Below are 26,619 nucleotides of genomic sequence, written 5' to 3' on the forward strand. Positions count from 1 at the left end.
GTCGAGACGAGGGGTTGACGATGCGGACGCCGGAGCCGTCAGCGCACGCGGACCTGGGAGGCCAGCGTGCCGCCGCTCGTGGCCTGCCATCCCGCCACCACTGTCGGGTGGCCGCCCGTCGCACGGGTCAGGGGTACGGTCACGGTCGTGGTGCCCTTGCCGGAGACGGTGACGACGCGGCCGCCCGCCGTGCCCTGGTCGTCGCGGACGAACAGGTGCGCCTTACCGGCGGTGTTGGCGCGCAGTGTCACCTTCACGGCGTTCCGTCCACTCGTGGCGGAGACCACCCGGCCGCTCTCCGACTCCTTCGCCGCGGGACCGCCGGCGAGCGGGAGGTGGACGCGGACCGCCTGCTCCAGCGACTGCGGCGAGTCCAGGCTGGACAGCCCGGTGTCGGGGATCACCGGGTCGGGCGGGGTGGTCGGCCGGTCGGCCGGCGGCTGGTAGCCGGGCAGCGTCGCGACGCCCCACCGGTACGGGTCACCCTGGACGCCGCCCCAGGTCGACCAGCCGATCCGGGTCTGGCCGGTCTTGTCCTGGGTGTCGGAGTCGTACACCAGGATGTTGAGCCCGAGATGCGCGGGATCGACCGCTCCCGGCAGGGTCTCCATCGGGATGGCCATCTCCACGTCGTACGCCCCGGCGGAGACCTTCGAGGCCACCCGCATGCCGGTGGCGGGTCCCTGGTGATTGTCGGCGTCGCGCAGCGCGCAGGGCGGCCCCTCGGCCGTCACCGGCAGCACCGCGGCCTTGAACGTCGTGGAGGTGTTCTCCGACGTGCCGCGCGGGTCGAGGGTCACCTCCACCGAGTCGGTACGCCAGTGCCGCTTGCAGTCGGAGGCGGGCAGGCGGGTGCCGACGACGTCGTCCTTCACGTGGACCATCAGGAACAGCGTGTCGTCCCGCCAGCTCACCTTGGCCGTGCCGGAGCAGTCCGCGGCCGATGAGCACGCGGTGCCCTCCCACAGGCGGGAGATGTCGAGGGCGGGGCCGGCGTATTCGCCGTCGCCCTCCACGCCGTCGACGGCCGGCGCCGCCGCGGCCTGCGGGATGGCCGCCGCCGGGACCAGTTCGAGCGCGGGCTTGCTCACCGACGAGCCGTCCGCGCTGGTGGTGGTGATGGTGTACGCGTAGTCGCCGCCCTGGTTCGAGGTCTTGAGCGAGGTGTCGGAGTTGGTGACGGTGAACGGCACCGTCGTCGAGGCCCCGGCCGCCAGCCCGCTGTAGGGCGCCTCGGCGCGGTCGGCGGTGAAGCCGGCGGGCAGCTCCAGGCGTACCGTGCCGGACTGGGTGGTGCCGCTCACGTTGGTGACCACGACGCCCACCTGGCGGGAGCCGCCGGACGGGAGGGTGAGCACGGGCGTGACCAGGCCGCGCAGCTGCGGCACGCCGAGTTCGGCGGTCCACTTCTCGTACTGGGCGACCTGGGGGAGCAGCTGCTGCCCACCTCGTACGGCCGGGCTGACCTCGACCTGCCGGTCGGTGTAGCCGCGTCCGCGCTCGGTGGTCAGCGTGGCCGCCAGGCGAGCCCGGTCACCGGCGCTCGCGCCCTGGGGCGGGGTCACCGTGAAGGTCGCGGATCCCGTACGCCCCTGGGCGATTCTGCCGAGGTCACCGGAGCCGCTGACCACCCAGCCCTGGGGGGCGCGCAGCACGGCGGACGATCGGCCGAGCGGTTCGCCGGACGGGGCGGTCGCGGTGACCTTGACGGTGAAGGCGGTTCGCGGGCGGACGTCGAACGTACTGGGCCGCAGGTCGAGCAGGGTGCCGAGCGGCACGGTGCCGGCCGCGCGGGTCAGCGCGCCGTCCAGGATCGCCGTCGGCGCGGTCGCCGCCGCGCTGCCCGGCTCGGGGAAGGGCACCCGCGAGTCCACCTGGGTGAAGAAGTCGCAGCCCAGCTGGGCCGGGTCGGACGGCACGTCGGGGAAGACGGCCCAGCCCTGGGAGGCGTACGAGCGCTGGGCCTCGCGTTCGATGGTGGCCCAGGTCTTGCCGCCCTGGCTCTGGGAGGGGCGTCCGCTCCACACGCCGTACACGTTCTGCGCCGGGTTCGTGGGACGGAACGTCGCGGCGCAGGTCGGACCGACCTGGGAGGTGCCGCGCCCGCCGCCGAGGAACAGGCGGGCGGGTGCGAAGGGCCGCAGTCCCTCACGGGTGAGCTGCTCGGGGAACGCCTTCGGGTCGGCCGCCGCGTAGAACGCCTCGACGGCCAGCCGGGCGGCCTGCTGGTGGTTGCCGTGGTTGCCGGGGGAGGGGGCCGGGTCCATGGTCAGCATGACCTCGGGCCGGGTCTGGCGAACGACCCGTACGACCTTCTCCAGGGTGTCGTCCCCCCAGATCTGGTCGGTCAGCGGGGCGCTGACCGTGTAGTAGAAGTCGACGTCGTCGAGGTTGAACACCTCCCGCACACCGGCCTTGCCGACCGCGGTCCGCTCCTCGGCCTCCCGCAGCAGGCCGAGCGCCGGGCCTTCCTCCGGCCCGACGGCGTTGCCGCCGCCCTCGCCCCGGGTGACGGTGACGACGCCGGCGCGGATCTTGTGGTCCTCGTTCCACTGGCCGAGCGTGGACAGGCTGAACGCCTCGTCGTCGGGATGGGCGCCGACGAACAGCGCGTCGAGGTCAATCGGGGGAGCGGGGGCATGTTCGGCCAGCGCGGGCGCCGCCGGTACGAAAGCCAGCGCGGCGGCCACCGCTACCAGCGCGTAGAGCGACCTCTTCAAGGGAACCTCCGGGGGGTTATTCGCGGACCGCCCCCTGGAGCAGCCCGCGGACGAAGTGACGCTGGAGGAACAGGTAGAAGATCACGACCGGGGTCGCGACGATGACCGATCCGGCGGCGAGGAGGGTGAAGCCGGAGGTGTACTGGCCCTGGAAGAAGGCCAGCCCCAGGGGCGCGGTCCGCAGCGACTCGCTGGTCACCATGATCAACGGGATGAGGAACTCGTTCCACGTCCACATGAAGACCAGGACCGTCAGGGTGACGACGGCGGGCCGGGCCGGGGGCACCAGCACCTGCCACAGGATGCGCCAGGTCGAGGCGCCGTCGATGCGGGCGGCCTCGACGATCGCCCGGCTGCTGGCGCGGAAGTAGGCCCGCATCCAGAACGTGCCGAACGCCACCGACAGCGCGACCTGCGGCAGCGCGACCGACCAGAAGGTGTCGATGAGGCCGAGGGAACGCAGGTCGAAGTAGAGCGGGACCGCGATGGCCTCGCTCGGCATCATGATCCCGAGCATGAACAGGTAGAACAGCACCGACTGGCCACGGAAGCGCATGGTGCCGAAGGCGTACCCGCTCATGATGGACAGCACCACGCTGACGACCACGACGAACGCCGACACCATCAGGCTGGTACGCAGGTAGGTGCCGAACCGCCCGATCTCCCACGCCGCCGAGAAGTTGCCCACGTGCAGTCCTGCCACGCTGAGCCCCTGCCCGGTGGCGTCGGCGCTGTCGTCGGGGCCGAGCGCGGCGAACAGGATCGACAGGATGGGGAAGAGCGCGAACGCGGCGAACGCCGACAGGATGACGTAGTTGGCCAGCCGCTCCCCGCGCGAGATCACGAGGCCCCCCTGTCCGCGAAGCGGTTGATCATGAACGAGATCGCGAAGATGGCGACCGTCAGGGTGACCCCGATCGCCGCCGCCGAGCCGATCTGGCTGAGCCCGAAGGCGCGGTGGTAGACCTCGTACGACGGCACCGACGTCGAGTTGCCGGGACCGCCACGCGTGGTGATGTAGACCAGGTCGAAGGTCCGCAGCGCGGCGATCACGGTCAGCGTCAGCGCGACCGCGATCTCCCCGCGTACTGAGGGCAGCGTGACCGCGAAGAACTCCTTGACCGCTCCGGCCCCGTCGAGCCGCGCCGCCTCGTACAGTTCCGAAGGGATGCGGCTCATCCCGGCCAGCAGCAGCACGGTCACCAGGCCGGTCTCGAACCACGTGCCGACCACGCCGACCGCCGGCAGCGCGAAGGTGTAGTCGCCGAGCCAGCCCCTGGTGAGCGAGTCGAGCCCGAGCGCGCCGAGCAGGCCGTTGAGGGTGCCGTCCGGGGCGTACACGCGCCGCCAGGCGACGGCCACCACGACCATGGCGACCACCTGCGGCAGGAACACCACCGTCCGGAAGAACCCGAGCCCGCGCACCTTGGCGTGGTTGAGTATCGCGGCCAGCATCAGCCCGATGGCCAGCGGCGCCAGCGCGTAGAAGGCGACGAGGACCAGGGCGTGGACGAAGGCGTCGCGCAGCCCTTCGTCCGCGACGATCGCCGCGTAGTTGGACAGCCCCGCCCACGTGCCGACCGACAGCCCGTCCCAGTTGTACAGCGACAGCTGCACCGCCCGGCCGATCGGATAAAGGAGGAACGCCGCGTAGATGACGAATGCCGGAAGTATGTAGAGGTAGGCGACGCGCCGGGGCTCGCCGGGAGGTCGGGCCACGCTCACCCGTTGCTCTCTGCGAAGGTCTTGTAGTCCTTCTCCAGCGTGGCCAGGAACTCCTGCGGCGTCGCCTTCTTGGCCAGCAGGTCCTGCAGCGCCGCGCCCAGCGTGTCGGCGAAGGTCGGCGTCGCGTAGTCGAGGTAGGGCACCAGGCCGTCGTTCTTGGTCGCGGTGCCGAACGCCTTGAAGACGTCCTGCTGCGCGCCCGCCGGCACGGTCTGCTGGTCGGTGTCGGCGACCGGCAGGTTGCCGGTGGTGGTGAGCACCTTCATGGCGTCGGCGTTGGTGATGAAGTCGATGTACGCGGCGGCCGCGTCGGGGTTGGGGCTCTTGGCGGTGATGGCGAACGGCAGGCCCGTGCCGCCGGTCGCGACGGGCGGCGCGTCGGGCGTGGCGCCGGGCGGCAGGATGAAGCCGAGGTTCTTGCCCAGGACCTTCTCCATGTCGGCCATCAGCCAGGTGCCGCCGATCAGGAAGACGCCCGTCCCCTTGCTGAACGCCTGCCACGCCGGGTCGTAACCCTGGCCGTTGAAGCCCTTGTTGAAGTAGCCCTTGTCGACCCAGTCGACGAGTTGCTGGGCGGCCTTGGTGTTCTCGGGGGTGTTCCAGGAGGCGCCCTTGCGGCCGAAGGCCAGCGTGCCGATCTGGGCGGCCGGAACGTTACGGCCCTGCACGGTGCCGAACACGTGGATGGCCGGCCACTTGTCGAGGTTGCCCAGCTGCATGGGCACCTCGCCGGCGCTCTTCGCCTTGGCCAGCGCGGCCTGGAACTCCTCCCAGGTCTTCGGCGGCTGCAGGCCCAGGCTGGTCAGCTTGGCGGCGTTGTAGAAGATGCCGACGACCTCGCCGACCTGCGGCAGGCCGTACAGGTTGCCCTCGCCGAACACCTTGCCGTCGGCGCTGTAGCTCGAATAGCGCAGGACGGAGTCCGGATAGCGCTTCTTCCAGCCGTACGCCTCGGCGTAGGCGTTCAGCGGGCGGAGCTGGCCGGCCTTCACGAACGCGCCCATCGAGGACCGGCCGTTGTTGGCCTCCACCACGTCCGGCGGTTCGTTGCCGCTCAGCGCCAGGCGCAGGGTGGTGTTGAGGTCGTCGAAGGAGCGGGAGACCCGCTTGAGCTTGATGTTGGGGTATTTCGCCTCGAAGGCGGCGTTGAGCTGCTTCATCTGGGCCGCCTGCCCCCCGCGTACCTCCTGGTCCCAGATGGTGAGCGTCACGTTCCCGAGGGCCGCGGCGTCGGTGCGCACCGCGCTGGGCGCCGCCGACGAGGCGGCCGGTGGTGGAGCCGAGGAGCCGGGCGCGCACGCGCTCGCGGCGAGGGCCACGGCGGTGGCGGCGAGTACGGCACGCGTGCGAGGCGTCGGGGGGATCATGGCGTTACTCCTTTTGCGCAGGCACGCGGGACGTGCTCGGACCCTCGGGCTCGTCGGGTGGACCGTCGGCCGTGGCGCCCTCGGGCCCGCCGGACGCTTCGGCGGCGGTCCTGGCCGGTGGCTTACCCGGCGTCAGGGGCGCCATTCCCACGTCGGCCTGCCGGGCGATGGTGGCGGCCGCCCGGCGCACGGCGCCCACTGGATCGGTGGGCACCAGCTTGTCGAGGAAGCCGTAGCGGCGGGCCAGCGAGTCGCCGTAGGCGCCGCTGTGGCCGGCCGCCGCGCGTACCTCGTGCCACCAGTCGGCGATGTCCCCCCAGCCGGGCGCGGCCAGCGAGCCGCCGAACTGCTGTACGGCCAGCGCCGAGCAGACCCCGGCGAACGCCAGCCGATCGGCCAGCGGCCAGCCGCACAGGGTGCCGAGCACGAGGCCCGCGCCGAAGACGTCCCCCGCGCCGGTCGGGTCCAGGGCGGTTACCCGTGGAGCCGGGACGAATGCCTCCTCGCCCGTCAGGGAGTCGATGGCCATGGCGCCGTTCGCCCCGTCGGTGACCACGGCGAGGGGGACCCGGTCGGCGATCGCGTACAGGGCGTCACGCGGGCTGTCGGTGTGGGTGTAGGCCATGGCCTCGACCGCGTTGGGCATGAACGCGTGACAGACCGACAGCTGCTCCAGCAGGGCGGCCGGCCAGGCGCCGGACGGATCCCAGCCCACGTCGGCGAAGATGAGGGCACCGTCGAGCTGCGCCTTCTCGGCCCAGTTGCACTTGCCGGGCATGCCGAGCGGCTCCTCGGCCGACAGCGTCACGATCGCCGCCCTGGAGCGGGGCGGGGCGCCGATCATGTCCGAGGCGGTCAGGGGAGCGGAGTGGCCGTGGGTGACCATGCTGCGGTCGCGGTCGACGGCCATGGAGACCGTCACCGGCGAGTGCCAGTTCTCGAAACGCCGGGACCTGGACAGGTCGACCGACTCCTGCTCCGCGAGCGTACGCCAGCAGAAGTCGGCGTAGTCGTCGTCCCCGAACGCGGCGGCCAGCGAGGTGCGCAGGCCCAGCCGGCTGGTCGCGATGGCCAGGTTGGCGATGCCGCCCGGACACGAGCCCATGCCGTCGGCCCAGATCTCCGTGCCGGCCGCGGGCATCGCGGGCAGGCCGGTGAACACGATGTCGAGGAAGACCGTGCCCGCTAAGAAGACGTCGAACTGCGGCCCCTCCGGGGTTCGCTGATCGGCTAGAGGGTCATACGCCTGGGCAGACACAGAACAAGTCCTCCTCGACAGTGCGAGATGTGCGCAATCTTGCATGTTTGCTCGCGTACTTCAAGTGTTTCGCGCGAGGTTTTGGTCAAAGATGCTCACACATGAACAGATATGACTGATACGATTCCCGCGTGCTTCAGCGCCTCAGGCATGCCGAGATCATGCGCCGGGTCCGCCTCTCAGGCGCCACGAGCGTGAGCGATCTGGCCAGCCAGCTCGGCGTGAGCCCGTCGACCATCCGCCGCGACCTTGAGGTGCTCGACCGCGACGGCACGCTGCGGCGGGTGCGCGGCGGCGCTCTCGCCGAGGTCGACGCCGACGCCGACCGGCCCTTCGCCGAGGTGGCGGTGGTCGACGAGCAGGACAAGGAGGCGGTGGCCGGCCGCGCCGCGCAGCTCGTCCGCGACGGCGACGTGGTCCTGCTCGACATCGGGACGACGACCATGCAACTGGCCCGCCGGCTGCGTGGCCGCCGCGTCACCGTGGTCACCTCCAGCCTCGCCGTCCTCGACGTGCTCCGCGCCGACCCGGCGGTCGAGCTGCTGCTGCTCGGCGGCATGGTCCGCCGGCCGTACCACTCGCTGGTCGGCGTGCTGACCGAGGAGGCGCTGCGCCAGGTGTGCGCCGACCGGGTGTTCCTGGGCGTGAGCGGCGTACGGCCGGACGGCCAGCTCGTCGACACCACGCTCGCCGAGGTGCCGCTGAAGCGCGCCATGATCGCGGCGGCGGGGCAGGTGGTATTACTCGTGGACCGGCACAAGTTCCCCGGCACGGGCGCGCTGCGGGTGTGCGGTCCGGAGGACATCGACGTGCTGGTCACGAACTCGGGCGCCGACGAGACGACGCTGCGCAACTGCGCGGCCGCGGGTGCCGAAGTGCAGGTCGTGTGACAGCGGTGGCGATTCGTGTGACAGCGGTGGCGATGAAGGGGTGGCGATGAGACTGACCGTGCTCGGTGGTGGCGGCTTCCGGGTCCCGCTGGTCTACGGCGCGCTGCTGCGCGACACCGCGAAGCCGCGCGTGGAGCAGGTGATGCTGTACGACGTGTCGGCCGACCGCCTGGCGGCCATCCGGCACGTGCTCCAGCAGCTCGCCGCCGGGCACGACGACCCGCCCGAGGTGCTGACCACGACAGACCTGGACACCGCGCTGCGCGATTCCACCTTCGTCTTCTCGGCGATGCGCGTCGGCGGGCTGGCCGGCCGCACCGCCGATGAGCGGGTGGCCCTGGAGCTGGGCCTGCTCGGCCAGGAGACGACCGGGCCCGGTGGCATCGCCTACGGCCTGCGCACGATCCCGGTCGCCGTACGGGTGGCCGAACGGGTGGCCGCCCTCGCGCCCCAGGCGTGGGTGATCAACTTCACCAATCCGGCCGGCATGATCACCGAGGCCATGCGGAGCGTGCTCGGCGACCGCGTGATCGGCATCTGCGACTCGCCCATCGGGCTGGTCCGCCGGGCCGCCGCCGCCCTCGGGCTCGACCCGTCCCGCGTGTCGCCCGACTACGTGGGGCTGAACCACCTCGGCTGGCTGCGCGGGCTCACCTACCAGGGCCGCGACGTGCTGCCAGAGCTGCTCGCCGACGACGCGGCGCTGGGGCGGGTCGAGGAGGCCCGGATCTTCGGCGGCGACTGGGTGCGGACCTTGGGGGCGCTGCCCAACGAGTATCTGTACTACTACTACTTCACCCGCGAGTCCGTCGCCGCCATGTCCGGGCAGACCCGTGGCGAGTCTCTGCTCGGGCAGCAGGATCGGTTCTACGAGGCCGTACGCGCACGTCCTGAGCAGGCCCTCGCCGAGTGGGGCAGGACACGCAAGGAGCGCGACGAGTCGTACATGGCCGATACGCGGGAGATCACCGACGCCGGTGAGCGCGACGCCGTCGACCTGGAAGCGGGCGGCTACGAAGGCATCGCGCTCGCCCTGGTGGGCGCCATCGCGCGTGGCGAGCCGTCCACCATGATCCTCAATGTCCGCAACGGCGGGGCGGTGGCCGGTCTGCCCGAGGAGGCGGTCGTCGAGATCCCCTGCGCGGTGGACGGCTCCGGAGTCCGGCCCCTGGCCACCCGCCCGCTGCCCGGCCGCTTCCTCGGGCTCGTACAGCAGGTGAAGGCGGTCGAGCAGACGACCATCGAGGCCGCTCTGTCGGGCTCGTCCCGCCTGGCCGTCGAGGCGTTCGCCCTGCACCCCCTGGTCGACTCGGTGGGCACCGCGCGCAAGCTGCTCGACGGCTACCGGGCCCGCATCCCGGAGCTGGCCGCCGTCCTTCCCACGTAGCACTCGCTCGCCCCTTCTTCAGACACTCGCCCCTTCTTCGGTCAGTCGTGGCGCTCTTCGGGCGCGTTTCCGAGCGCCCGGAGCGTGGGCAGGAGCGCGGTCAGGACGCGGGCGTAGGCGGCGAGCAGATGGGGCAGCTCATCGGCCTGCTTCCACAGGGAGTCGACGAGGTCGCTCTCTTCTGACGATTGCGCACCGTCCCATTCATCGGACAGCTCCCAGGCGCGTTCCTTGGCCGCGACGGCGATCTCCACGGCCCCGGAGGCGAAGCGGACGTTGTCCACCATGGGCGGAGCGACACCGGCCGCGGTCAGGGCCTGGACGAGGTCGTCGGTCTCCGGCAGGAGCGGCATCCGGTGCTTGCGCCACATCTCGCCCCACAGGCGCTGCCGCCGCCCCTCCGGCGTCCCGTCCTCGACGAGCATCGGATTTCCCTCGGCGTCACGCTGGAGGATCAGTCCGAGCTCCGCCGCGAACGCCTTGCCGCCGACCGGGATGCCCTCCGGCGTCCAGCACTGATCCATGCTGCCGGCGAGCTCGGCCAGTTTGCGGTCGTCTTCGGGTATGGGGGGCAGGCAGGCGAGTTCGGCCGGGCACATGCACGAGCTCGGATCGCCGGCCGCCGCGCGTCCCCGGGTCAGCGGAACGCCGGTGAGCAGCGCCATCACCGCGCAGACTGCGAGGTCGACCCACCAGGCGATGAACTTCTGGGCGGCCTCCTCGTGCTCGTCGACCATGCTCTCGGCGAGGAGCACCCGTTGGACGATGAGCGACACCAGCGGCTCGAGCCTCGTCCCGCCGACCACCCGGCCGGACGAGGAGTCCTGCTGGCGCACCCGTTCGGCGAGGGCGTAGGAGTCGCGATAGTGCTTTTCCGCGGTGGCGTGGTCGGACACGGCGTGCTCGGCGATCTCGGCCACGCCCTCAAGAAGCCGATCGATCGACTCGTCGGTCAACGGCCGCCGGGCGGGGGAGGAGTACACGGTGGGGGCCTCCTGGCAACTGGCTGTTGCCGGAAGATTACTCTCGGGCACCGCCGCTCAGGGCGGATTCCGCTTTGATCAGCCCGACTTGCCGTGTACGACGAGCGCCCAGGCCAGCAGGCCGAAGGCGGTCGTGGAGGCGAGGACGCGGACGAGGTTCCAGCCCACCCACCGGGCCTCGTCGAAGCGCGCGCGGACTGCGGCGAGGTCGGCGATGGAATCGGGGTCGCCGGCCGCCTTGAGCGCGTCGTTGAGCGGCACGTTGATCGCGATCGTGATGACGAACGCGACGATGTAGAGGACGAGCGCGACCGCGACCCACGGCAGCTCGGGCCGCCCGATATGGGCGATCGTGGCGACGACGGTGAAGATCAGCGCGCCCAGGAAGCCGCCGCCCATGAACCACGGGTTGATGATGGCCCGATCCATGGCCTGGAACGCGCCGATGAAGGTGCGGTCGTCGGTCTTGGCCAGGCCGGGCATGACGGTGTGCGCGTAAAGGCCGAAGACACCGGCCACCAGCCCCATCGTCATCGTGGCGGCCATCAGCGAGACAACCCGCAACACGTCCATGGTGCTACTCCTGGGGAGACGGGGGGGTTCGTGGCTCGTTGAGGATAACAAGGGGCCTCTGTCGTGACCCTTTCGCGCGGCTGTCGTGGGGGGCCGCTGAACCCCGCGATACCCTCGAGGTCGTGACGTTGTTCGGCATCCGTTCAGAGCAGGGCGTACGACTCACCAATATCTTCGCCACACCCTGGCATGTGACGGACGGCGGAGAGGTGGCGTCGGCGGGCGAGCGGCCACGGCTCGGGCGGCCGGAAACCTACTTCACCGGCTCGGCGACCCCTCAGGTCTTGCACAAGCTGGCTCTCGACCATCACAAGATCGAATTCGAGAGCTGGGACCGGCCGCTCGCGAGTGCCCGGTTGTGGTTGTTCGCGGTGCCGTCCACGCAGATCGTGGCCGTGCTGAGCCTGGACGTCGAGGACGAGCTGGCCGACACGGTCGATCTGCTGGAGGACTGCTTCTACGCCGACCTGAAGATCGACGGCCGCTCGCTGGAGGAGGTGGCCGCGGAGCTCGCGGGCGGCACCGGCGGGTTCTTCCCCGAACGCCACCAGCTCGCCTTCAGCTCCCAGCTGCCGCCCGAGACGTCCGACGACCTGGTCAAGCGGGTGATCTACCGTGGCGATCTCCCGGAGCGCGAAGAGTTCAGCACGATCACGTACCCGAGCGAGCTGAACCGCCGCCCGCAGACGACCGCCGCCGTGGGCCCATACGTCAGCGTGCTCTGCGGTCAGCCGAAGTACGTGGAGGACGGCATCTTCCTCTCGGCCGTGCAGGGCGTGGCGAGCGCGGCGCGGCTGCGCGAGATCCGGTCGGTGGCCTACCAGGCGGTCGAGGCGTTCCGTGGCCGCGACCGGGGCTGGCAGGACACGCGGGAGCGGCGGCGGAGCCTGGAGTCACTGACCGACCAGCTCGGCGACCTGGAGCTGGACCTCAGCTACAGCGTCGAGGCGACGGCGGACCTCGGGATGATGGTGCCGTCGTTGCGGGTGGCGGGCTACCACGACGCCCTGTACGGGACGATGGGGCTGGTGGGCAAGGCGGAGAACGTGGCGCGCATGCTCGAACGGCTCGCCCGGGCGATCAGGGCCGAGCTGACCTCGATCGAGAGCCTGGAGCGGCGGGCGGATGAGGACCGGCGGCTGCGGTGGACGGTGGCGGTCGGGTTCGTGTCCACGGTGGCGATACCGGTGACCTTGGTGCTCACCTTTTTCGGGGTGAACGCGCATGAGGTGGATGCGCGGGTGTCGATGTTCGCCGGGCGATACTGGGGGATCTACGGCTTGACGGTGGCCGTGGTGGGGGTCGGGGTGGGGCTGCTGCTCGGCCTCTATCTGCGGCAACGCCACGAAATGCGCCGAGACCGCCGCTGAGCTGCGGCCCCGGCCAGCAGGCTGGTCGCATGGCAACGACAACCCCACGGGCAGCCCGACCAGCAGTGGACCACCGTTCACTTGACGGCTCCTCCGGTGATGCCGGAGATGATCCGTCTTTGGGCGACAACGAAGACGACGACCAGCGGCAGGCTCATGAGCACGACGTAGGCGAAAACGAGGTTCCAGTTGTTCTGATACAGGTTGCTGCTCGCCACCGAGTACAGGTTCAGGGGAAGTGTCGAGTACGTCCCTCCGCCGAGCACGAAGAAGGCGTAGAAGACGTCATTCCAGATGTAGAGGCAGATGAGGATCGTGGCGGTCGCGATGACCGGGCGCAGCAGCGGCAGGACGACCTTGATGAAGATCCCGAGCGGCCGTGCGCCGTCCATGCGGGCCGCTTCCTCCACCTCGACCGGTATGGTCCGCACGAAACCGGTGACGAAGAAGATCACCAGGGACATGTACATGCCCATGTAGACCAGCACCATGCCGATCGGCGTGCTGGCCAGGTGGAGTTGCCGGAGCAGCAGCACGATCGTGACGACGGCCGGGGGCAGGATGATCCCGCTGATCGCGGCCGAGTAGAGCACAGCCATGACGCGCCCTGCACGCCGAGCCAGCACCCATGAAGCCAGCGAGCCGAAGATCAGCACCCCGGCGACGGACGGCACCATGACCAGCAGACTGCCGAACAGCGCCCACAGCACGCGGCCCTGGGTGAACGCCTGGGAGTAGTTGTCCCACAGGTGCCACACCCGTGGTAGAGACAGGTCGGGCAGGTTCGCCTCGCCTTGCGACTTGGCGGAGGTCACCAGGGCCAGCCACAACGGGATTCCGATGACGACGGCGGTCAGGATGATGACGACGGCCGGGTGAACGAGGCGGGACCAGCCCCGGGCGGAGATCCTCACAGGACACGCTCCCTCTTGCGCAGGTAGCCGATGACAGGGAAGGCCAGCAGAGCGACCAGGAGAAGGAGGGCGAGGCTCATCGTGGTCGCCTGGGCGAACAGGCCGTTGCCGTAGACGCGGAAGATGTAAATGTCGAGCACCTCGGTCTGCTGTGCGGGCCCTCCCCCCGTGGTCGCCAGGATCGTGTCGAATCCGTTGAAGGAGCCCAGCAGCGCGGTCGCGACGTTGAAGGTCACCGCGGGGGCGATCAGCGGGAACCGGATCGATCGGAAGGTCCTCCACCTGCCGGCGCCGTCGATCCTGGCCGCCTCCAGGACGTCGGCCGGGATCGTCTTGAGACCGGCGAGGAAGATCACCATCGCCAGCCCCATCCACTTCCAGGAGTTCACCAAGGCCACCGTCACCACCGTCCACGTAGTGCTGCCGAGCCAGGGGATCGTCACGTGCTGGCCGGTGAGAGCGCCGATGAGCCCGTTGAGCGGACCGTCGGGCTTGAGGAGCGCCTGGAAGGTGTACCCCACTGCCAAGGCGGACATCAGCACCGGAATGAAGAAGACGACCCTGGCGAACCGGTTGATCCGAGTGTCGCGCTCCAGGAGCAGGGCGAGCCCCAGCCCGAACCCCGTCTGCATGATCGCCACCAGGACCGCGTACACGATGGTGATCCGCAGTGACGACAGCAGGGCGCCGTTGGACAGCACCGCCTTGACGTTCGCCAACCCCACGGGGCGGATGTCGTCATGGAAGGCCGACCAGTCCGTGAAGGCGTAGACGAAGTTGAAGACGGTCGGTAGGAAGAAGAACACGGCCAGCACGGCGAACGCCGGAGCGAGGAACGAGCTCGGGTACAACACCGGTCGCCGCGGCGAGCGACCGGAAGCGGCCGAAAGAGAAGAGATCATGGCGATCCTGCACACCTTTCAGTGTGGTGGCGGGGGCGGGAGGGGCCCGTGCCCCCGCCGCTGTCAGAAGCCCTGGATCCCGAGTGCCTGGGCGAGCTGGGCGAACTGCGACTGTGTAGTGGAGGTCACCTGTTCGGGGGTCATGGTCCCGTTGACCATGTTCGCCAGGTTCACGTAGAAGTCCGGGTTCACCGCGGCGTTCTGCTGCATCGAGCCGGCCGCGTCGTCCAGCGCGGCCGAGGCCTGCTTCACCACCTCCGGCACCCCGGTGGGAGCCGGTACGGCGGGGTCGATCGACACGGTGCCGGCAGACTTCACGTAGTCGGGGTAGTAGCTCTCCAGCCAGAACCGCAGGAACTGCCGGGCGCCGGACTCCCGCTTCGGATCTCCGGTCTTGAAGGCGACCAGGGCGTTGTCGCCGCCGGGCACCGACGTGGCGATGTTGCCGTCCTTGGAGATGGGGAACCAGCCGATCTCGCGGTCTATGGTCGCCGTGTCCGCTGTCGACTGCATCAGCGACGCGAACGAGGTGAGCTGCAGCACCATCGCCGCCTCGCCCTTGAGCAGGGCCGGGCCGGACTCGGTGTACTTGGAGGTCTTGTCGTCCTTGTTGAACAGCCCCTGCTTCACCATGTCTTGGAACTGCCGGACGGCGCCGAGGATCTCCGGATCGGTGAACTTCTCCTTGTTCTGGCTGACCCGCTCCCACAGGCCCTTCTTCGACGCCTCGGCCAGGAGGACCTGCGGCCACCACTGGGTGGGCCACTGGTCGCCGGCGGCGCCGAAGAACGGCGCCACCCCCTTCGCCTTGATCTTCTGGGCGTCGGCAAGCAACTCGTTGAAGTTCTTGGGCGTGCTCGTGATCCCCGCCTTCTGGAACACCGACTTGTTGTAGAAGACACCGAGAACGGAGGGGACGTTGACGAAGGCCGCGTAGTGATGCCCGTTCACCAGACCCAGCTTCTGGATGGCCGGCGTCTGCTTGGCCAGCCACGGCGCGCCGTCCAGGCTCTGCAAGTCGGTGGACGGCTTGAGCAGCGCGAGCATGCTGCCTGTCGGCTGCCAGGTGGCGAGGTCCGGTTTGGTGCCCGTGGCCAGCTTGGTCGGCGCGTTGGTCTCGTAGACGTCGGGAATGACGACCTTGTTGATCTTCGCTCCGGTTTTGGCCTCGAACGACTTGATGACGTTGTCGGCCATCGCGGCGGTCTGCGTCGACATCCACAGGGTGAGGGTCACCCCCTGCAGGCCGACGCCCGGGTCAGGCCAGGTCGTGGGGACCGGCGGGGCGGTGGCTGAGGACGTTCCGGGGTTGCCCGCCGAGCAGCCGGCCAGCAGCAGCGCCCCGCATGTGGCGGCGGCTGCCGCGCGGGAAATGCCTCGTGTCTTCACGGATTCTCCTGGTGTGTGGTGGGAGGTGAGGGCTGCCACGCTCAAAGGGATCAGTTCTCCGGCCGCAGGCGGAGCAGGCGTGCGGACGGTCCGGGTACGGCAGGACGGACCGTGAGCCGCGCGGTGGAGGCGTCCCACCGGTGCTGCCAGCCGGGTAGCGTCGCCGGATACTCGGTCTCCACCCGCAGGCGGCGGCCGCGCAGGCCGGGCAGGTCCAGCTGGATGTCGTGCGGCCCGCCGTCGCGTTGCCATACGGCCAGGCGCACCGTGTCACCGGTGCGCAGGCCCAGCGCGACGACAGGGTCGGACCAGGCGGGCAGCCCCAGCGGCCAGAACGGCTCGGCCGTGGCGACCTCGGCCCTGATCCGCTTGTGCACGGCCACCCCGTCCGCGACGAGCTCCCGCTCGGCCCGGCTCATCTCGTCGAGATGCCCCGACAGGTAGAGCCGTCCGGCCAGACCGTTGATCATGGTGAAGGCCAGAGCCTCCGGGGGCATCCCCGGCTGCGGGTAAGCCCAGTTGCCTGCCTGCTCGGGGAGCATCGTGGCGGGCGCGGACGCCGCGATGGCGGCGTAGAGGCGCCAGTCCTGCTGGTCCGAGGTGGACTGGAGCTGGAGGCGGGAGAGCATTGCGTAGTCGGCTCGCATGGCTCCCGAGGCGCAGTTCTCGAAGATCACCTCCGGGTGGCGGTCGAGCAGGTCGTCCAGCCACTCCAGGTGGGCCCGGTTGTGCTCGAGCAGTCCCTCTCCCGGTTGGAGCGCGTCCCGGTCGGTGCCCGGCCCCGGGGTGACGTTGTAGTCGAGCTTGAAGAATCCGGTGCCGTACTCGTGCACGAGGCGATAGACCACCTCGTCGAGATGCTTCCTGGCCAAGGGGTGGCGCAGGTCGAGGAAGTACCGGCCGTGCTCCACGACCCGCGCGCCGTTGCGACTCAGGAACGCCTCGTCAGGCAGCATCGCGGCGACAGGGCTGCGCACCCCGACGACCTCCGGCTCCAGCCACAGGCCGGGGCGCATGCCCCTGGCCATGATGTGGTCGAAGACCCGGGCGAGCCCGCCGTCCGGGAAGCGGCCGGTCGAGGGGCGCCACTCGCCGACGCTGTCCCACCAGTTCCCGCCGTCGTCGTACCAGCCCGCGTCGACGCAGAAGTACTCGGCGCCGGTCTCCGCGGCGGCGTCGATGAGAGGCAGCAGGCGCTCGGTGGTCGGGTCGCCCATGAGGGTGTTCATGTAGTCGTTGAAGATGACCGGCAGCGCGTCGTCTGTGGGATGCGCGCGGCGGATCGCCCTCCGCTGCCGGGTGAGGGCGGCCAGCGCTCCCTGGCAGCCCTCGTCGGACACGGCGACGGACACGGTAACAGCGACGAAGCTCTCCCCCGGGAGCAGCCGGGTGCTCCACTGGTGGTCGAGGTCGGTGGGTCCGCTCAGCACCAGGCAGACGGCGTTCGCCCCGTCGCGGCGGCGGTCCACCTCCCAGCGCCAGGCGCCGTTGTGCTCGATCTGCCAGCCCCAGGCCCGGCCGGTGCGGGCGCTCGCCAGGACGCCGGTCGGCAGGTACTCGCCCGAGGACCAGGTGCTCTTGCTCACCGTGACGAGCGCGCCCCGGCCGTCGTGCTGGTGCAGTTCGCTGTTGATGTCCGCCAGCCCGTCCGGCCCGGACAGCGGGATGGCCGCCCACCTGCCCTCGGCGCACCAGTCGGCGCGCGCCCGCCACATGACCAGGTCGCCGTCGTCCGCCGTCTCGGCCAGCGCGCCGGAGGCGAAGGACGACACCATCTGCAGAACCCGGGGCGCCGGCCCGGTGTTCGTGACCTCGGTCCAGGTCTGCAGGGCCGGGACGTCCGTCCTGGCGCGAAAGAAACTGGTCGCCTCCAGCCCGGTCACCTCGTCACGCTGCCTCACCCGCAGCTCGCGCCAGTCGCCGTCCGCCTGCTCGACGGCGTCCACGAACCGGAGCCGCGATCCGGCGGCGGTGTCAGTGAACCGGGTGTTGGACAGCCCCCGGCCCTCCCCCAGAACCATCAGCTCGACCAGCGGCTGCACCCGGAACGGGTCCACCGGGCTCGGTGCGGGCGACGCGGTCCCGAGCCTCGCGATGCGGGCCGGAGCGTCTTCGGGCCGCTCGAGTACCAGGTCGAGAGAGCCGGGACGCCACTGGAGGGTTCTGCTCGTCATCACGTTCCTTAAGCCGGACAAACGGTGCGGTTCAGCTATGAAAACGTTTATCAAGCGATGTGGCAAGGGGGCCACGGGAAATGTGCTGATAACGCTTTCAACACGAGACGTTCATGAAGGAACGTGACCACGCGTTCGCGTGGTTCCAGGGTTCCTGGGCCGAGGTCAGCCGGCGGGTGGAGCGGTGCTCTTGCGCACGACCAGGCGCGGGGTCGACGGCGCCGCCGAGACCGGCACGCCTGCCAGGCTGCCGAGCAGGAAGTCGACCGCCATGCGCCCCAGTTCGGCGAAGTCCTGGCTCATCGTGGTCAGGGAAGGAGTCCAGATCTCGGCCAGCGGGTGGTCGTCGAAGCCGACGACGCTGACGTCCTCGGGGACCCTCGAACCCTCGTCCTGCAAGGCCTTGATCACGCCGAAGGCGACCTCGTCGTTGCCGCACAGCACCGCGGTCACGTCGCCGCGCCTGGCCAGGCGCGCGCCGGCCTGGAGGCCCGAGCGCGGGGTCCCGTCACTCTCCACGATCTCCGGAACCGGGGCTCTCGCCGCCTCCAGCGCCTCCCGCCAGCCCAGCAGCCGCCCGCTCGGCCGGCCGGAGGCCGGTATCCCCACGTGGTGCACGGTGCGATGGCCCAGTCCGAGCAGGTAGTTCGTCGCATCCCGCGCGCCGGCGTGGTCGTCGAACAGGGCCCGCGGGACGCTCCTGCCCTGCCCGGCGGAGGACACTGCCGCCACGGGGAGCGTGTCGGGCAATGCCGCCAGCGCCCGGCTGCCCTGGATATCGAACTCGAGCACGATCATCCCGGCGAGCGGCTGGTCGAGCGCGAGGTCCACGGCTACCCGCGCCGACTCCTCGTCGCCGCCGTCCAGCATCGTCAGGGCGACCACCAGGCCGACCGCGCGGGCGGCCTCCTCAATCCCCCGTATCGTGCTGGCATAACCGTACCGGGTGGTGTCGCTGGTCAGCACGCTGATGATGGAGCGCCGGCCAGTCACCAGGGCGCGCGCCGCGGCGTTAGGGCGGTATCCCAGCTCCTGGATCGCGCGCAGGACCTGCCTGCGCTTATCGGCGCTCACCGGCGCGGACCCGCTCAGCACCCGAGACACCGTGGGGACGGACACGCCGGCGACCCTCGCCACGTCCGCGAGGACGGGAGCGCGGGTGTGCGGGCGGCGGGTCACACCGGTAAGCGTACATACCAGGAGGTGACGGCTTGGACGGGCAGCTCCTGCGGCCGGACGGCGGCGGGGGTGTCAGGCAGTCCGACCTTCTCGCAGAAGGCCGCCAGTTTCGGCTGGCATTCTGCCCAGGGCAGCAGGTGGGCGCTCCAGTCGGCGTACTCCCGGCCTGCTCCACCGCCGCCCGCACCGCCTGCACGCTGTGGGTCTGCACCACGAGCGCTGGCCGCCGCGGCCCTCGCCTACCACCTACGCCGCCGAGGCCAGTGCCGCTATTGCGGCCAGGGCGCCGATGATCGGGCCGACCGCCCATCACCCAGCTGGTGTGACCGCTAATCGTAAGTGCGGCGGGTGTAGGCGGGGTGGCGAGCGATGATGCCGGGTTCGGGTTGCCGTGGGGTCGCGTTGCCGGTCAGAGCCGCAACGAGCCGATCTCGTACGGCGCTCAGCTCGGCGATCCGCTCCTCCAGGGCCGCGACCTTTCTGCTCACCGCTTCCACACCGGGTGGGCAGGCAAGTCCCAGCGAGACCTCGCCATCGTCCAGGCAGGGCAGGAAGCCGCGTACGTCCTGGGCGGTGAAGCCGTTCGACAACAGGAGCTGAATGTTGCGGACCTTGGCCACCGCGCTGCCGTCGTAATGCCGATAGCCGTTGCCGGCCCGTTCCGGCTCAAGCAGGCCCTGCTGCTCGTAGTAGCGCAGGGCCCGGACGGTGACGCCGCTCGCGCGCGCCAGCTCCCCGATCAGCACTGCCGCAGTTTATGCCCTATACCCCCGCCGCCACGGAGAGGCCGCCGTCCACGCGAACCACCGTGCCGGTGAGGTACCCGGCCTCGGGCCGCGTCACGTTCACGATCCACCAGGCGATCTCGCCGGGCTGAGCGATGCGACCAAGCGGAATGCGTCCGACAAGTCCTTCGCCCGCGGCGGCGATCTGCTCCTGGGTGAATCCGGCGTGCGCCAGCACGGGTGTGGCGGTGATGCCCGGCGCCACGGACACGACCCGCACACCCTTGGGCGCGAGCTCGACCGCCCAGGTGGCCGTCAGGAAGTCGAGCGCGACCTTGGTGGACCCGTAGACGGAGTTGTCCGGCCAGCCGTACGAGGGCGGGTTTGAGGACACATTCACGATCGTCCCCTTCGCGGCGGCCAGGTGCGGCAGGGCGGCCTGGGCCAGGAAAAGGGGAGCGAGGAGGTTCGTGGCGATCTGCTCTTCGGCGGTACGGCGATCGATCGTCCCGAGCGCGGCGGGCCGAGTGATCGCGGCATTGTTGACCAGGACATCGATCCGCCCCAGCCGCTGTACCGCCGCCTCGACGATGCGCTCGGGCCCATCGGCTGCCGCGCCGTCCGCGGCGAAGGTACTGATCGAGGGGTACGCGGCAGCGGTCTCCTCCAGACGCGCGGCGGTACGACCGATCACGAGCACCCGCGCGCCCTCGGCGGCGAACTGATGAGCCGTGGCACGGCCGATCCCCGTGCCACCTCCGGTGATGACCACGCCCTTGCCTGCCAGGCCGTCCATGAGTGTCCTCTCTGTCCACAGGTGAGTGACCGCGACGCTAAAGGCTGACCTGGGGGTCAAGGTCAAAATGGCGGCTCGTCCCCGGGTTGCGACGCGGCGGCCGGAAAGCCAGTACGACGCGGCGGCTGGGAAAGGCCCCCAGACGGAACGCTGCGGCGGATGCGCGTCTGGGGGCCTTCTCCTCCCTGGGGGGTCAAGGGAGGTCTGCACCCCACGGCAGGTAGAGGCACCGTCGTACCGACCGTGGGGATGTCTAGCGAGGCAGCAGCGCCCACACGACGCGCTCGCCAACCGGGCTGCGGTGGGTATCCCACTGGCCGTTGGTGAGGGCGTCTACAACCAGGAGCCCGCGCCCTCCCGTCTCGTTCGGTCGAGGCTGGCGCGCGCGTGGAGTTTCGCTGGAGTTTCCGGGGTCGGTGATGGTCAATCGCCAAACCATCGGTTCGGGGATCAGGTGCATTCGGACCCATATGGCGTTGGCGTGAATGATGGCGTTGGTGAGTAGTTCTGAGGATATTTCCTGAAGGTCGGGAAGGGTGGGATGGTTCGGGCCATCCATTTCACGAGTTCTCGGCGGGCCAGCGAGGGAATCCGGTGGGATTCCGTCTCGCCCGCCGTCCATACCTTGACACCTGCGTACGGGGGGTTAGACACAGCTGCTCGCATGGCCACCTCGGAACGTACAGATCTCTTGCGATTGTGCGGTTACAGGTCCCAAGCATGGCCATGGTCAATGCGGATGTCTTTCGGAATCCCCCTCCAAAAGCTTCACAACCTGTGGTTGTCTTTGTGCGTACGGGTGTGCACGCAGCGGAGAAAGGGTGTGATATGTCGGAAGATGGGAATAAAGCTGCGAGAAACGCCAGCGAGGAATACCGGGCCCGAATGCTGAAGTATCGAACAGCAAAGGATCTCACTCACGCCCGTCTCGCACCGCTCCTTCCCTGCAGCGAGAGCCTGATAGGCGCGGTTGAGCGAGGCACCCGGCTGCCCACCGAACCGTTCACCCGGCAGCTCGAAAAGGCGCTGGGGCTGCATGGCGAGCTGCTGGAGCTGCTGCCCCCGATCAGGGGCTTGGGCCAGAAGTGGTTCAGGAAATGGCCGGCAGCCGAGCAAGCGGCGCGATTCATCCGGGTCTACGAACTGGCGTTGATCCCTGGGCTCCTCCAGACCGCCGACTACGCCAGGGCGATCTTTCAGGGCGAACCGGGGGCACTACCCGCCGAGGTAGAAGAGGAGGTCAAGATTCGGCTCCAACGTCAGGCGATCTTGTCTCGGGTCACTCCGCCTACCCTCTCCGTCATCCTGGATGAGAGCGTCTTGCGGCGGGAGGTCGGCGGACGTGAGGTGATGAGAGCGCAGCTGGCAAATCTGCTTGCTCTGATGGCCCGTCCATGCATTACGGTTCGGGTGATTCCCCTGGCATCGGGGGCTACGGCTGGATTAGTCAGCGCATTCGCGATAGCCGACACTGACGACGGTACGCAGACTGGCTACATCGACAGCGTCGAGAGCGGCGAGGTCACGCACCAGACAGAAATGCTCCGGAAGCTAGGCGAGCGATGGGAGGTGCTGTCCGCTCTTGCGCAACCCATCTACGAGACCGAGAAGATCATTCAGAGGGTGATGGAAAGTCATGACCGATAGGGAGTTGGTCACCGCTGCCTGGCGAAAGGCGACGGCCAGTGGCGGTAACGGAGGCAACTGCGTCGAGGTCGCCCCCCTGAGCGGTGGACGCGTAGGGGTGCGGCACAGTCGGCATCCGGAGGGGCCTGTCCTGGTTTACACGCAGGCTGAGTGGGATGCCTTCCGGGATGGGATGTCCAGGGGAGAGTTCGACTTCTAGCCAGACCGGCAGGGGACAGTCCGGCTTAGCCGGGGGTCATGGTCTGGGTGCCGATGGTGTCGAGCAGGGCGAGTTTGGTCTCTGATTCGCTGCCCGGCTGCGCCGTGTAGATCACGATCCGGAGGTCGCCGTGCTGGGTGGTGAGGATGTCGCAGTCCAGGTCGATTCTGCCCACCTCGGGGTGGTCGACGCTCTTGGTCGCCTGATGGTGGTCGGAGACCAGGTGGGCGTCCCACAGCGTGCGGAAGGAGTCGCTGAGTTCGCGGAGTTGCTGGACGAACGCGTGCAGTCGCGGGTCGTCGGGGTAGCGGGCGGCGGTCCGCCGGAGGTCGGCGACCATTGAGCGCTCGAAGGCCGTCCACTCGTCGAGTGTCATGATGATCCGGTGCGGTTGGCCGGTGTAGGCGCGCCAGAGCATGTGGCGCTCCTCCTCGTCGAGGGCCGATGGGTCGCCCATCAGCGCCGCCCAGGGCCGGTTCCAGAGGATGAGCGTCCACATCGCGTCGTGCACGGCGATCGGGTGATCATCGAGCCGGTTCAGCAGCCTGCGTACGCTCGCCGGGACCCACTGGCCGATCCGCCCGCTGCCGACCGCGTGGCCGGCCAGCAGGAAGAGATGGGTCTGTTCGGCGTCGTCCAGTTGCAGCGCCCGGGCCAGTGCGGCGCACACCTGGGCCGACGGTGTCGAGGCGCGGCCCTGTTCCAGGCGGACGATGTAGTCGGCCGACACGCCCGCCAGCATCGCGAGCTCCTCGCGCCGCAAGCCCCGCGTGCGCCGCAGCCCATTGGTGGGCAGGCCCGCCTGTCTGGGGAGCAGTCGCTCGCGCCAGACCCGCAGGATCGTCGCCAGTTCGCCGTTGCCGCTCACCTCCCCATCGTCGCACCACCCCGCAGTCCGTGCCTGGTACGGGTGTTCCCAGGAAGAGTCTTCGCTGGTACGAGGTGCGACGGCGGGGTGAGGCTGGAGGCATGACAACGACAGTGATCACCGGAGCGAACAAGGGCCTCGGCTTCGAGACCGCCCGCCAACTCGTCGCAGCGGGCCATACCGTCTACATCGGCGCACGCAACGAGGACAACGCCCGACGGGCGGCCAAGGAGCTGGGCGCGTTGCCGCTGCTCATCGACGTCACCGACGAGGCGTCCGTCCAGGCGGCCGCGGAACTCGTGGACAAGGAGCAGGGCGGCCTGGACGTCCTGGTCAACAACGCGGGGATCGCCGGTGGCGCGCCTTCGGCGAGCGAGTTCACCGGGGCGGACTTGGAGACCGTCCTGAACACCAATGTCGTGGGCGTCGTCCGGGTGACCCACGCGTTCCTGCCGCTGCTGCGGCGCAGCAAGCATGGAGTCGTGGTCAACGTCGGCAGCGGCCTTGGGTCGTTCGCCCGGGTTCACGATCCCGACCGCATCGAGTTCCACGTGCCCGCCCTGGCCTACACCGCCTCGAAGGCCGCGCTCGCCATGCTGACCGTCCAGTACGCGAGGCTCTGCCCCGAACTGCGGGTCAACGTGGTCGACCCCGGCTACACCGCCACCGATCTCAACGGCTTCAGCGGGACCCAGACCGTCGAGGAGGGCGCGGCCCCGATCGTACGAGCGGCGTTGTTGGGCGCAGACGGGCCCACCGGGGCGTTCTTCGACCCCGCCGGCGTAGCACCCTGGTAACGCCTGAACCGGTCGGCGGGCGGGTGACGTCTCACCTTTGTGAATCTCCGTCACGTAGCCGTCGTCGTCACCGCGATCTGCGCGGCCACCGTCCTGACCTCATCCTCGGCGAACAGCCCGCCAACCGTCCTGGCGTCGTGCCCGCAACAGTGGGGAGGCCGCCATGCCGGTGGCTGGGTGCCTGCCGCCGGGCAGATCGACGGGGTCGGCGACTACCTCGTGCCCGGCAGGCCGGTCACCGCGATGATCTGCGCGTACCCGGGCGACAACACCCGCAAGGGCGGCGAGCGGCTGGCCGGATCACGGACCCTGACCGGCGACGCCGGGGCCATGGCCCGCGACCTCGGCTACCTTCCGGTCGGCACGGAGGAACGCGAGGTCATGTGCACGCTGATGGGCGGCCCGATGACCAACTACCTCATCCTGTTCGCCTACCCCGGCGGCGGAGGGCTCTGGGTGGGCAGCGCCGAGGAGGTCAACGGCTGCGTCCGGACCACGAACGGCACGGTCCAATCCCACTCCTACGTAGGCCGGAGCCTCACCGCCGCCTACCGGACCGGAACATGGCGGCTCGTACACCCCGACGACCCCTGCCAGATGCCCGGCGAACGCCGGGGCCAGGACGGGCGGATGGTGCCCGACGAGCCCATCTCCGTCCTGGTGTGCAGGCGTGCGACCAGGGCGGGTGAGCGGGATCCGCGCCGTGAGCACGACCGCCGGACGGCAGGACCTCTGGCGGAGACGCTGAACGCTCTGGACGCTGGGGGGAAGGAGATCCTGAACGAGATCAGCTGCGACCCGGCCGACTGGTTCGATCTCCTGTTCGGATACGCGGAAGGGCCACCTGTCCGGGTCTCGATCGTGGTGGGCTGTGATCGTGGCATCGACAACGGGTTTCTCAATGCGGCCCTGGACGATGCCCTCCGCGACCAGATCATCCGTCTTGCCCCGCCGGGCTAGCGCTGTTGCGCGAGCCAATCGTCGAAGGTGGTCGGCGCGATGCGGGCGTCCTCGCCGGGCAGCAGCGCGTTGCCGGCCGCCGCCGGGTCGAACGCCGACCACGTCGGCACGAGCTTCACCGTACGGCCGCGCGCCTCGTTGGTGCGCCGGGCCATGTCCACCAGGTCCTGTGGGTCGGGCCCGGCGACGTCGACGTAACGTCCCCGCGGCTCGCCCACCGCGATCTCGGCGAGGATGTCGGCCACGTCCGCGGGCGCGATCGGCTGTATGAGCAGCGGCGGGATCGTCGCGACCCCGTCCTGCTCGGTCCAGCTCGCCATCAGCGCGGCGAAGTCGTGGAACTGCGTGGCCGGGACGATCGTCCACGGCACCGCTCCCTCGGACACGAGGCGCTCCTGTTCCCGCTTGCCGGCGTAGTGAGCGTTGCCCTCGATGCCATGGATCCCGACGATCGAGAGCAGCACATGGTGACGGACACCGGCTCGTTCCTCGGCGGCGAGCAGATTGCGCGTGGCGGTGCCGAAGTAGGCCACCGTCTCGGCCGGGTCGGTCGCCGGTCCGTTGGTGGCGTCGACGACCGCCTCGACACCGGCCAGCGCGTCGTCGAGCCCGTCACCGGTCAACAGGTCCACGCCGAGCGAGCGGCTGATCCGCACGACCTCGTGCCCGCCGCGTTCGAGGGCGGTGACGGTGAGGGCCCCGATGTTCCCGGTCGCACCGGCGATCGCGATCCGCATGATGATCTCTCCTTCACTGACTGACGTGCGAAACGGTATCGCGCTGCCTGCCGAGGACGGCGTGGACACAGGGGCGGCCGACGAAAACCAGGTGCGGTGAGCGGCGTCCCAGGCGTAGAAACGGCCTCATGGATGAGCAGCCCCTGCCGGGTGGCAGGCATGTCGGCGGCGTACGCATCGGCGATACCGTCCATCGGCCCGCCAACCCGTGGACGCGCACCGTCCACACCGTGCTGGCCCATCTGGAGGCGACCGGGTTCGAGGGGGCGCCGCGGGTCCTCGGGTTCGACGAGCGAGGGCGCGAGGTGCTGACCTACCTCCAGGGCGACACGATCGGGGAGCAGGCTCCCTGGCCCGCCTGGCCCTGGTCGGACAGCGCGCTCAAGCAGGTCGGGGCCTGGATGCGGCGGCTGCACGACGCGACGGCGACGTTCGTGCCCGAGCCGGACGCGGTCTGGTTCACCGGGCGTCCCTGGCGGCCGGGGCTGGTCATCGGGCACCACGACGCCTCTCCTTACAACGCGGTGTGGCAGGAGGACGACCTGGTCGGGTTCGTCGACTGGGACACCGCCGGGCCGTCCTCGCGAGAGCGCGATCTGGCCTACAGCGCGCTGACATGGGTCCCGCTGCACGCTCGGCGGGTCGTCACGGAGCAGGGGTTCACGGCGTTCGAGGATCGCTCCCGGCGGCTGCACCTGCTGCTCGACGCCTACGGCTACGAGGGCGACCGTACGGCGTTCCGCTCCGAGGTGATCGACCGGGCGCGGATGAACGCCGAGGTCATCCGCCGGCTCGCCGAGGGTGGTGAGCCGGTCTATCAGGCGCTGTTGCCGTTCGCCGCGAACCTCGAACAGGCCGTGGTCGAGATCGAGGCGCTGCCGGGGGCCTTCTGGGAGCGCGGCTGAGGGGCCGCCCGCGAGATGCGTGACCTTTTTGTGATCCTGCGGGCGTGACATCTCCGGAAAATAGGAGATAATGAAAGCGAAGTCCAGCAGAGGGCTTCGTCTCGTGTTATCGAGGCGTGTCTCTGTCTGGGCTTTTGTCTTTGGACGGGACCGC

General features: G+C 69.8%; 25 protein-coding genes. 8 read left to right on the forward strand and 17 right to left on the reverse strand.

Features of this window, described 5'->3' with window-relative positions; translation table 11 throughout:
* Positions 1–38: 38 nt before the first annotated feature.
* Genes ACIBO2_RS03030 through ACIBO2_RS03050 form a run of 5 tightly spaced genes read right to left on the reverse strand, consistent with a single transcriptional unit; the run spans position 39 to position 7,070 of the window.
* On the reverse strand, positions 39–2,720 hold the full coding sequence (locus ACIBO2_RS03030) for a sugar-binding protein (RefSeq protein ID WP_397295051.1): 2,682 nt from the start codon (positions 2,718–2,720) through the stop codon (positions 39–41).
* 16 nt (positions 2,721–2,736) lie between these two features.
* Positions 2,737–3,564 carry a carbohydrate ABC transporter permease gene (locus tag ACIBO2_RS03035; protein ID WP_357941824.1) on the reverse strand — a complete coding sequence of 276 codons (828 nt, stop codon included), beginning with the start codon at positions 3,562–3,564 and terminating at the stop codon, positions 2,737–2,739.
* On the reverse strand, positions 3,561–4,445 hold the full coding sequence (locus ACIBO2_RS03040; RefSeq protein WP_358536217.1) for a sugar ABC transporter permease: 885 nt from the start codon (positions 4,443–4,445) through the stop codon (positions 3,561–3,563). The genes ACIBO2_RS03035 and ACIBO2_RS03040 overlap by 4 nt, the downstream gene beginning before the upstream one ends.
* On the reverse strand, positions 4,442–5,812 hold the full coding sequence (locus tag ACIBO2_RS03045; RefSeq protein ID WP_358536219.1) for an extracellular solute-binding protein: 1,371 nt from the start codon (positions 5,810–5,812) through the stop codon (positions 4,442–4,444). The genes ACIBO2_RS03040 and ACIBO2_RS03045 overlap by 4 nt, the downstream gene beginning before the upstream one ends.
* 4 nt (positions 5,813–5,816) lie before the next feature.
* Positions 5,817–7,070 carry a PfkB family carbohydrate kinase gene (locus ACIBO2_RS03050; protein ID WP_397295054.1) on the reverse strand — a complete coding sequence of 418 codons (1,254 nt, stop codon included), beginning with the start codon at positions 7,068–7,070 and terminating at the stop codon, positions 5,817–5,819.
* A gap of 131 nt (positions 7,071–7,201) precedes the next feature.
* Here ACIBO2_RS03050 and ACIBO2_RS03055 point away from each other — a divergent pair, with 131 nt between their 5' ends.
* Complete coding sequence (locus tag ACIBO2_RS03055) at positions 7,202–7,960, forward strand: DeoR/GlpR family DNA-binding transcription regulator (protein ID WP_358536223.1); 759 nt, start codon at positions 7,202–7,204, stop codon at positions 7,958–7,960.
* Positions 7,961–8,006: 46 nt separating this feature from the next.
* The gene (locus ACIBO2_RS03060) at positions 8,007–9,347 is read left to right on the forward strand and encodes a 6-phospho-beta-glucosidase (RefSeq protein ID WP_358536225.1); all 1,341 of its coding nucleotides are present in this window, start codon (positions 8,007–8,009) and stop codon (positions 9,345–9,347) included.
* 41 nt (positions 9,348–9,388) lie between these two features.
* Here ACIBO2_RS03060 and ACIBO2_RS03065 read toward each other — a convergent pair whose 3' ends face one another.
* Together ACIBO2_RS03065 and ACIBO2_RS03070 are read right to left on the reverse strand one after the other, a co-directional pair.
* Positions 9,389–10,330, reverse strand: a complete 942-nt coding sequence (locus ACIBO2_RS03065) for a hypothetical protein (RefSeq protein ID WP_397295057.1) — start codon at positions 10,328–10,330, stop codon at positions 9,389–9,391.
* Positions 10,331–10,408: 78 nt separating this feature from the next.
* A complete protein-coding gene (locus tag ACIBO2_RS03070; protein WP_397295059.1) occupies positions 10,409–10,903 on the reverse strand; it encodes a DUF1772 domain-containing protein in 495 nt (164 codons plus the stop codon).
* Between the two features lie 122 nt (positions 10,904–11,025).
* On the opposite strand from ACIBO2_RS03070, the gene ACIBO2_RS03075 reads away from it, so the two are divergent.
* Positions 11,026–12,273 carry a hypothetical protein gene (locus ACIBO2_RS03075; RefSeq protein WP_397295061.1) on the forward strand — a complete coding sequence of 416 codons (1,248 nt, stop codon included), beginning with the start codon at positions 11,026–11,028 and terminating at the stop codon, positions 12,271–12,273.
* Between the two features lie 77 nt (positions 12,274–12,350).
* Here ACIBO2_RS03075 and ACIBO2_RS03080 read toward each other — a convergent pair whose 3' ends face one another.
* From ACIBO2_RS03080 to ACIBO2_RS03115, 8 genes are all read right to left on the reverse strand, one after another.
* Positions 12,351–13,187 (reverse strand): carbohydrate ABC transporter permease, encoded by an 837-nt coding sequence (locus ACIBO2_RS03080; protein WP_358536233.1) that lies wholly within the window; start codon positions 13,185–13,187, stop codon positions 12,351–12,353.
* Positions 13,184–14,089 carry a sugar ABC transporter permease gene (locus tag ACIBO2_RS03085; protein ID WP_358536235.1) on the reverse strand — a complete coding sequence of 302 codons (906 nt, stop codon included), beginning with the start codon at positions 14,087–14,089 and terminating at the stop codon, positions 13,184–13,186. The genes ACIBO2_RS03080 and ACIBO2_RS03085 overlap by 4 nt, the downstream gene beginning before the upstream one ends.
* Positions 14,090–14,152: 63 nt before the next feature.
* Positions 14,153–15,478 (reverse strand): ABC transporter substrate-binding protein, encoded by a 1,326-nt coding sequence (locus ACIBO2_RS03090; RefSeq protein WP_397295064.1) that lies wholly within the window; start codon positions 15,476–15,478, stop codon positions 14,153–14,155.
* 50 nt (positions 15,479–15,528) lie between these two features.
* Positions 15,529–17,652: a glycoside hydrolase family 36 protein gene (locus ACIBO2_RS03095; protein WP_358536239.1), complete on the reverse strand. Its 2,124-nt coding sequence runs from the start codon at positions 17,650–17,652 to the stop codon at positions 15,529–15,531.
* A 165-nt stretch (positions 17,653–17,817) separates the two neighbouring features.
* Positions 17,818–18,831 carry a LacI family DNA-binding transcriptional regulator gene (locus ACIBO2_RS03100; protein WP_358536241.1) on the reverse strand — a complete coding sequence of 338 codons (1,014 nt, stop codon included), beginning with the start codon at positions 18,829–18,831 and terminating at the stop codon, positions 17,818–17,820.
* A 329-nt stretch (positions 18,832–19,160) separates the two neighbouring features.
* On the reverse strand, positions 19,161–19,577 hold the full coding sequence (locus ACIBO2_RS03105) for a MerR family transcriptional regulator (protein WP_358536243.1): 417 nt from the start codon (positions 19,575–19,577) through the stop codon (positions 19,161–19,163).
* 16 nt (positions 19,578–19,593) lie between these two features.
* A complete protein-coding gene (locus ACIBO2_RS03110; RefSeq protein WP_358536246.1) occupies positions 19,594–20,352 on the reverse strand; it encodes an SDR family oxidoreductase in 759 nt (252 codons plus the stop codon).
* Positions 20,353–20,605: 253 nt separating this feature from the next.
* Entirely contained in the window at positions 20,606–20,974 is a 369-nt protein-coding gene (locus ACIBO2_RS03115; protein WP_397295068.1) for an ATP-binding protein, read from the reverse strand.
* Positions 20,975–21,237: 263 nt separating this feature from the next.
* Here ACIBO2_RS03115 and ACIBO2_RS03120 point away from each other — a divergent pair, with 263 nt between their 5' ends.
* Together ACIBO2_RS03120 and ACIBO2_RS03125 are read left to right on the forward strand one after the other, a co-directional pair.
* Complete coding sequence (locus ACIBO2_RS03120; RefSeq protein ID WP_397295070.1) at positions 21,238–21,999, forward strand: Scr1 family TA system antitoxin-like transcriptional regulator; 762 nt, start codon at positions 21,238–21,240, stop codon at positions 21,997–21,999.
* Positions 21,989–22,198, forward strand: coding sequence for a DUF397 domain-containing protein (locus tag ACIBO2_RS03125; protein WP_397295072.1), 210 nt, complete (start codon positions 21,989–21,991; stop codon positions 22,196–22,198). Before ACIBO2_RS03120 ends, ACIBO2_RS03125 begins: the two co-directional genes overlap by 11 nt.
* A 25-nt stretch (positions 22,199–22,223) precedes the next feature.
* On the opposite strand, the gene ACIBO2_RS03130 is transcribed toward ACIBO2_RS03125, so the two are convergent.
* Entirely contained in the window at positions 22,224–23,066 is an 843-nt protein-coding gene (locus tag ACIBO2_RS03130; protein ID WP_397295074.1) for a helix-turn-helix transcriptional regulator, read from the reverse strand.
* Positions 23,067–23,167: 101 nt separating this feature from the next.
* On the opposite strand from ACIBO2_RS03130, the gene ACIBO2_RS03135 reads away from it, so the two are divergent.
* Positions 23,168–23,863, forward strand: coding sequence for an SDR family NAD(P)-dependent oxidoreductase (locus ACIBO2_RS03135; protein ID WP_358536254.1), 696 nt, complete (start codon positions 23,168–23,170; stop codon positions 23,861–23,863).
* A gap of 39 nt (positions 23,864–23,902) precedes the next feature.
* Positions 23,903–24,823, forward strand: coding sequence for a hypothetical protein (locus ACIBO2_RS03140; protein WP_397295077.1), 921 nt, complete (start codon positions 23,903–23,905; stop codon positions 24,821–24,823).
* On the opposite strand, the gene ACIBO2_RS03145 is transcribed toward ACIBO2_RS03140, so the two are convergent.
* A complete protein-coding gene (locus ACIBO2_RS03145) occupies positions 24,820–25,560 on the reverse strand; it encodes an SDR family oxidoreductase (protein WP_397295079.1) in 741 nt (246 codons plus the stop codon). The genes ACIBO2_RS03140 and ACIBO2_RS03145 overlap by 4 nt on opposite strands.
* Before the next feature lie 128 nt (positions 25,561–25,688).
* On the opposite strand from ACIBO2_RS03145, the gene ACIBO2_RS03150 reads away from it, so the two are divergent.
* Positions 25,689–26,465 carry a phosphotransferase gene (locus ACIBO2_RS03150; RefSeq protein WP_397295081.1) on the forward strand — a complete coding sequence of 259 codons (777 nt, stop codon included), beginning with the start codon at positions 25,689–25,691 and terminating at the stop codon, positions 26,463–26,465.
* Positions 26,466–26,619 lie beyond the last annotated feature (154 nt).

The sequence above is a fragment of the Nonomuraea sp. NPDC050022 genome, from assembly GCF_044460705.1.
GTDB lineage: Bacteria > Actinomycetota > Actinomycetes > Streptosporangiales > Streptosporangiaceae > Nonomuraea.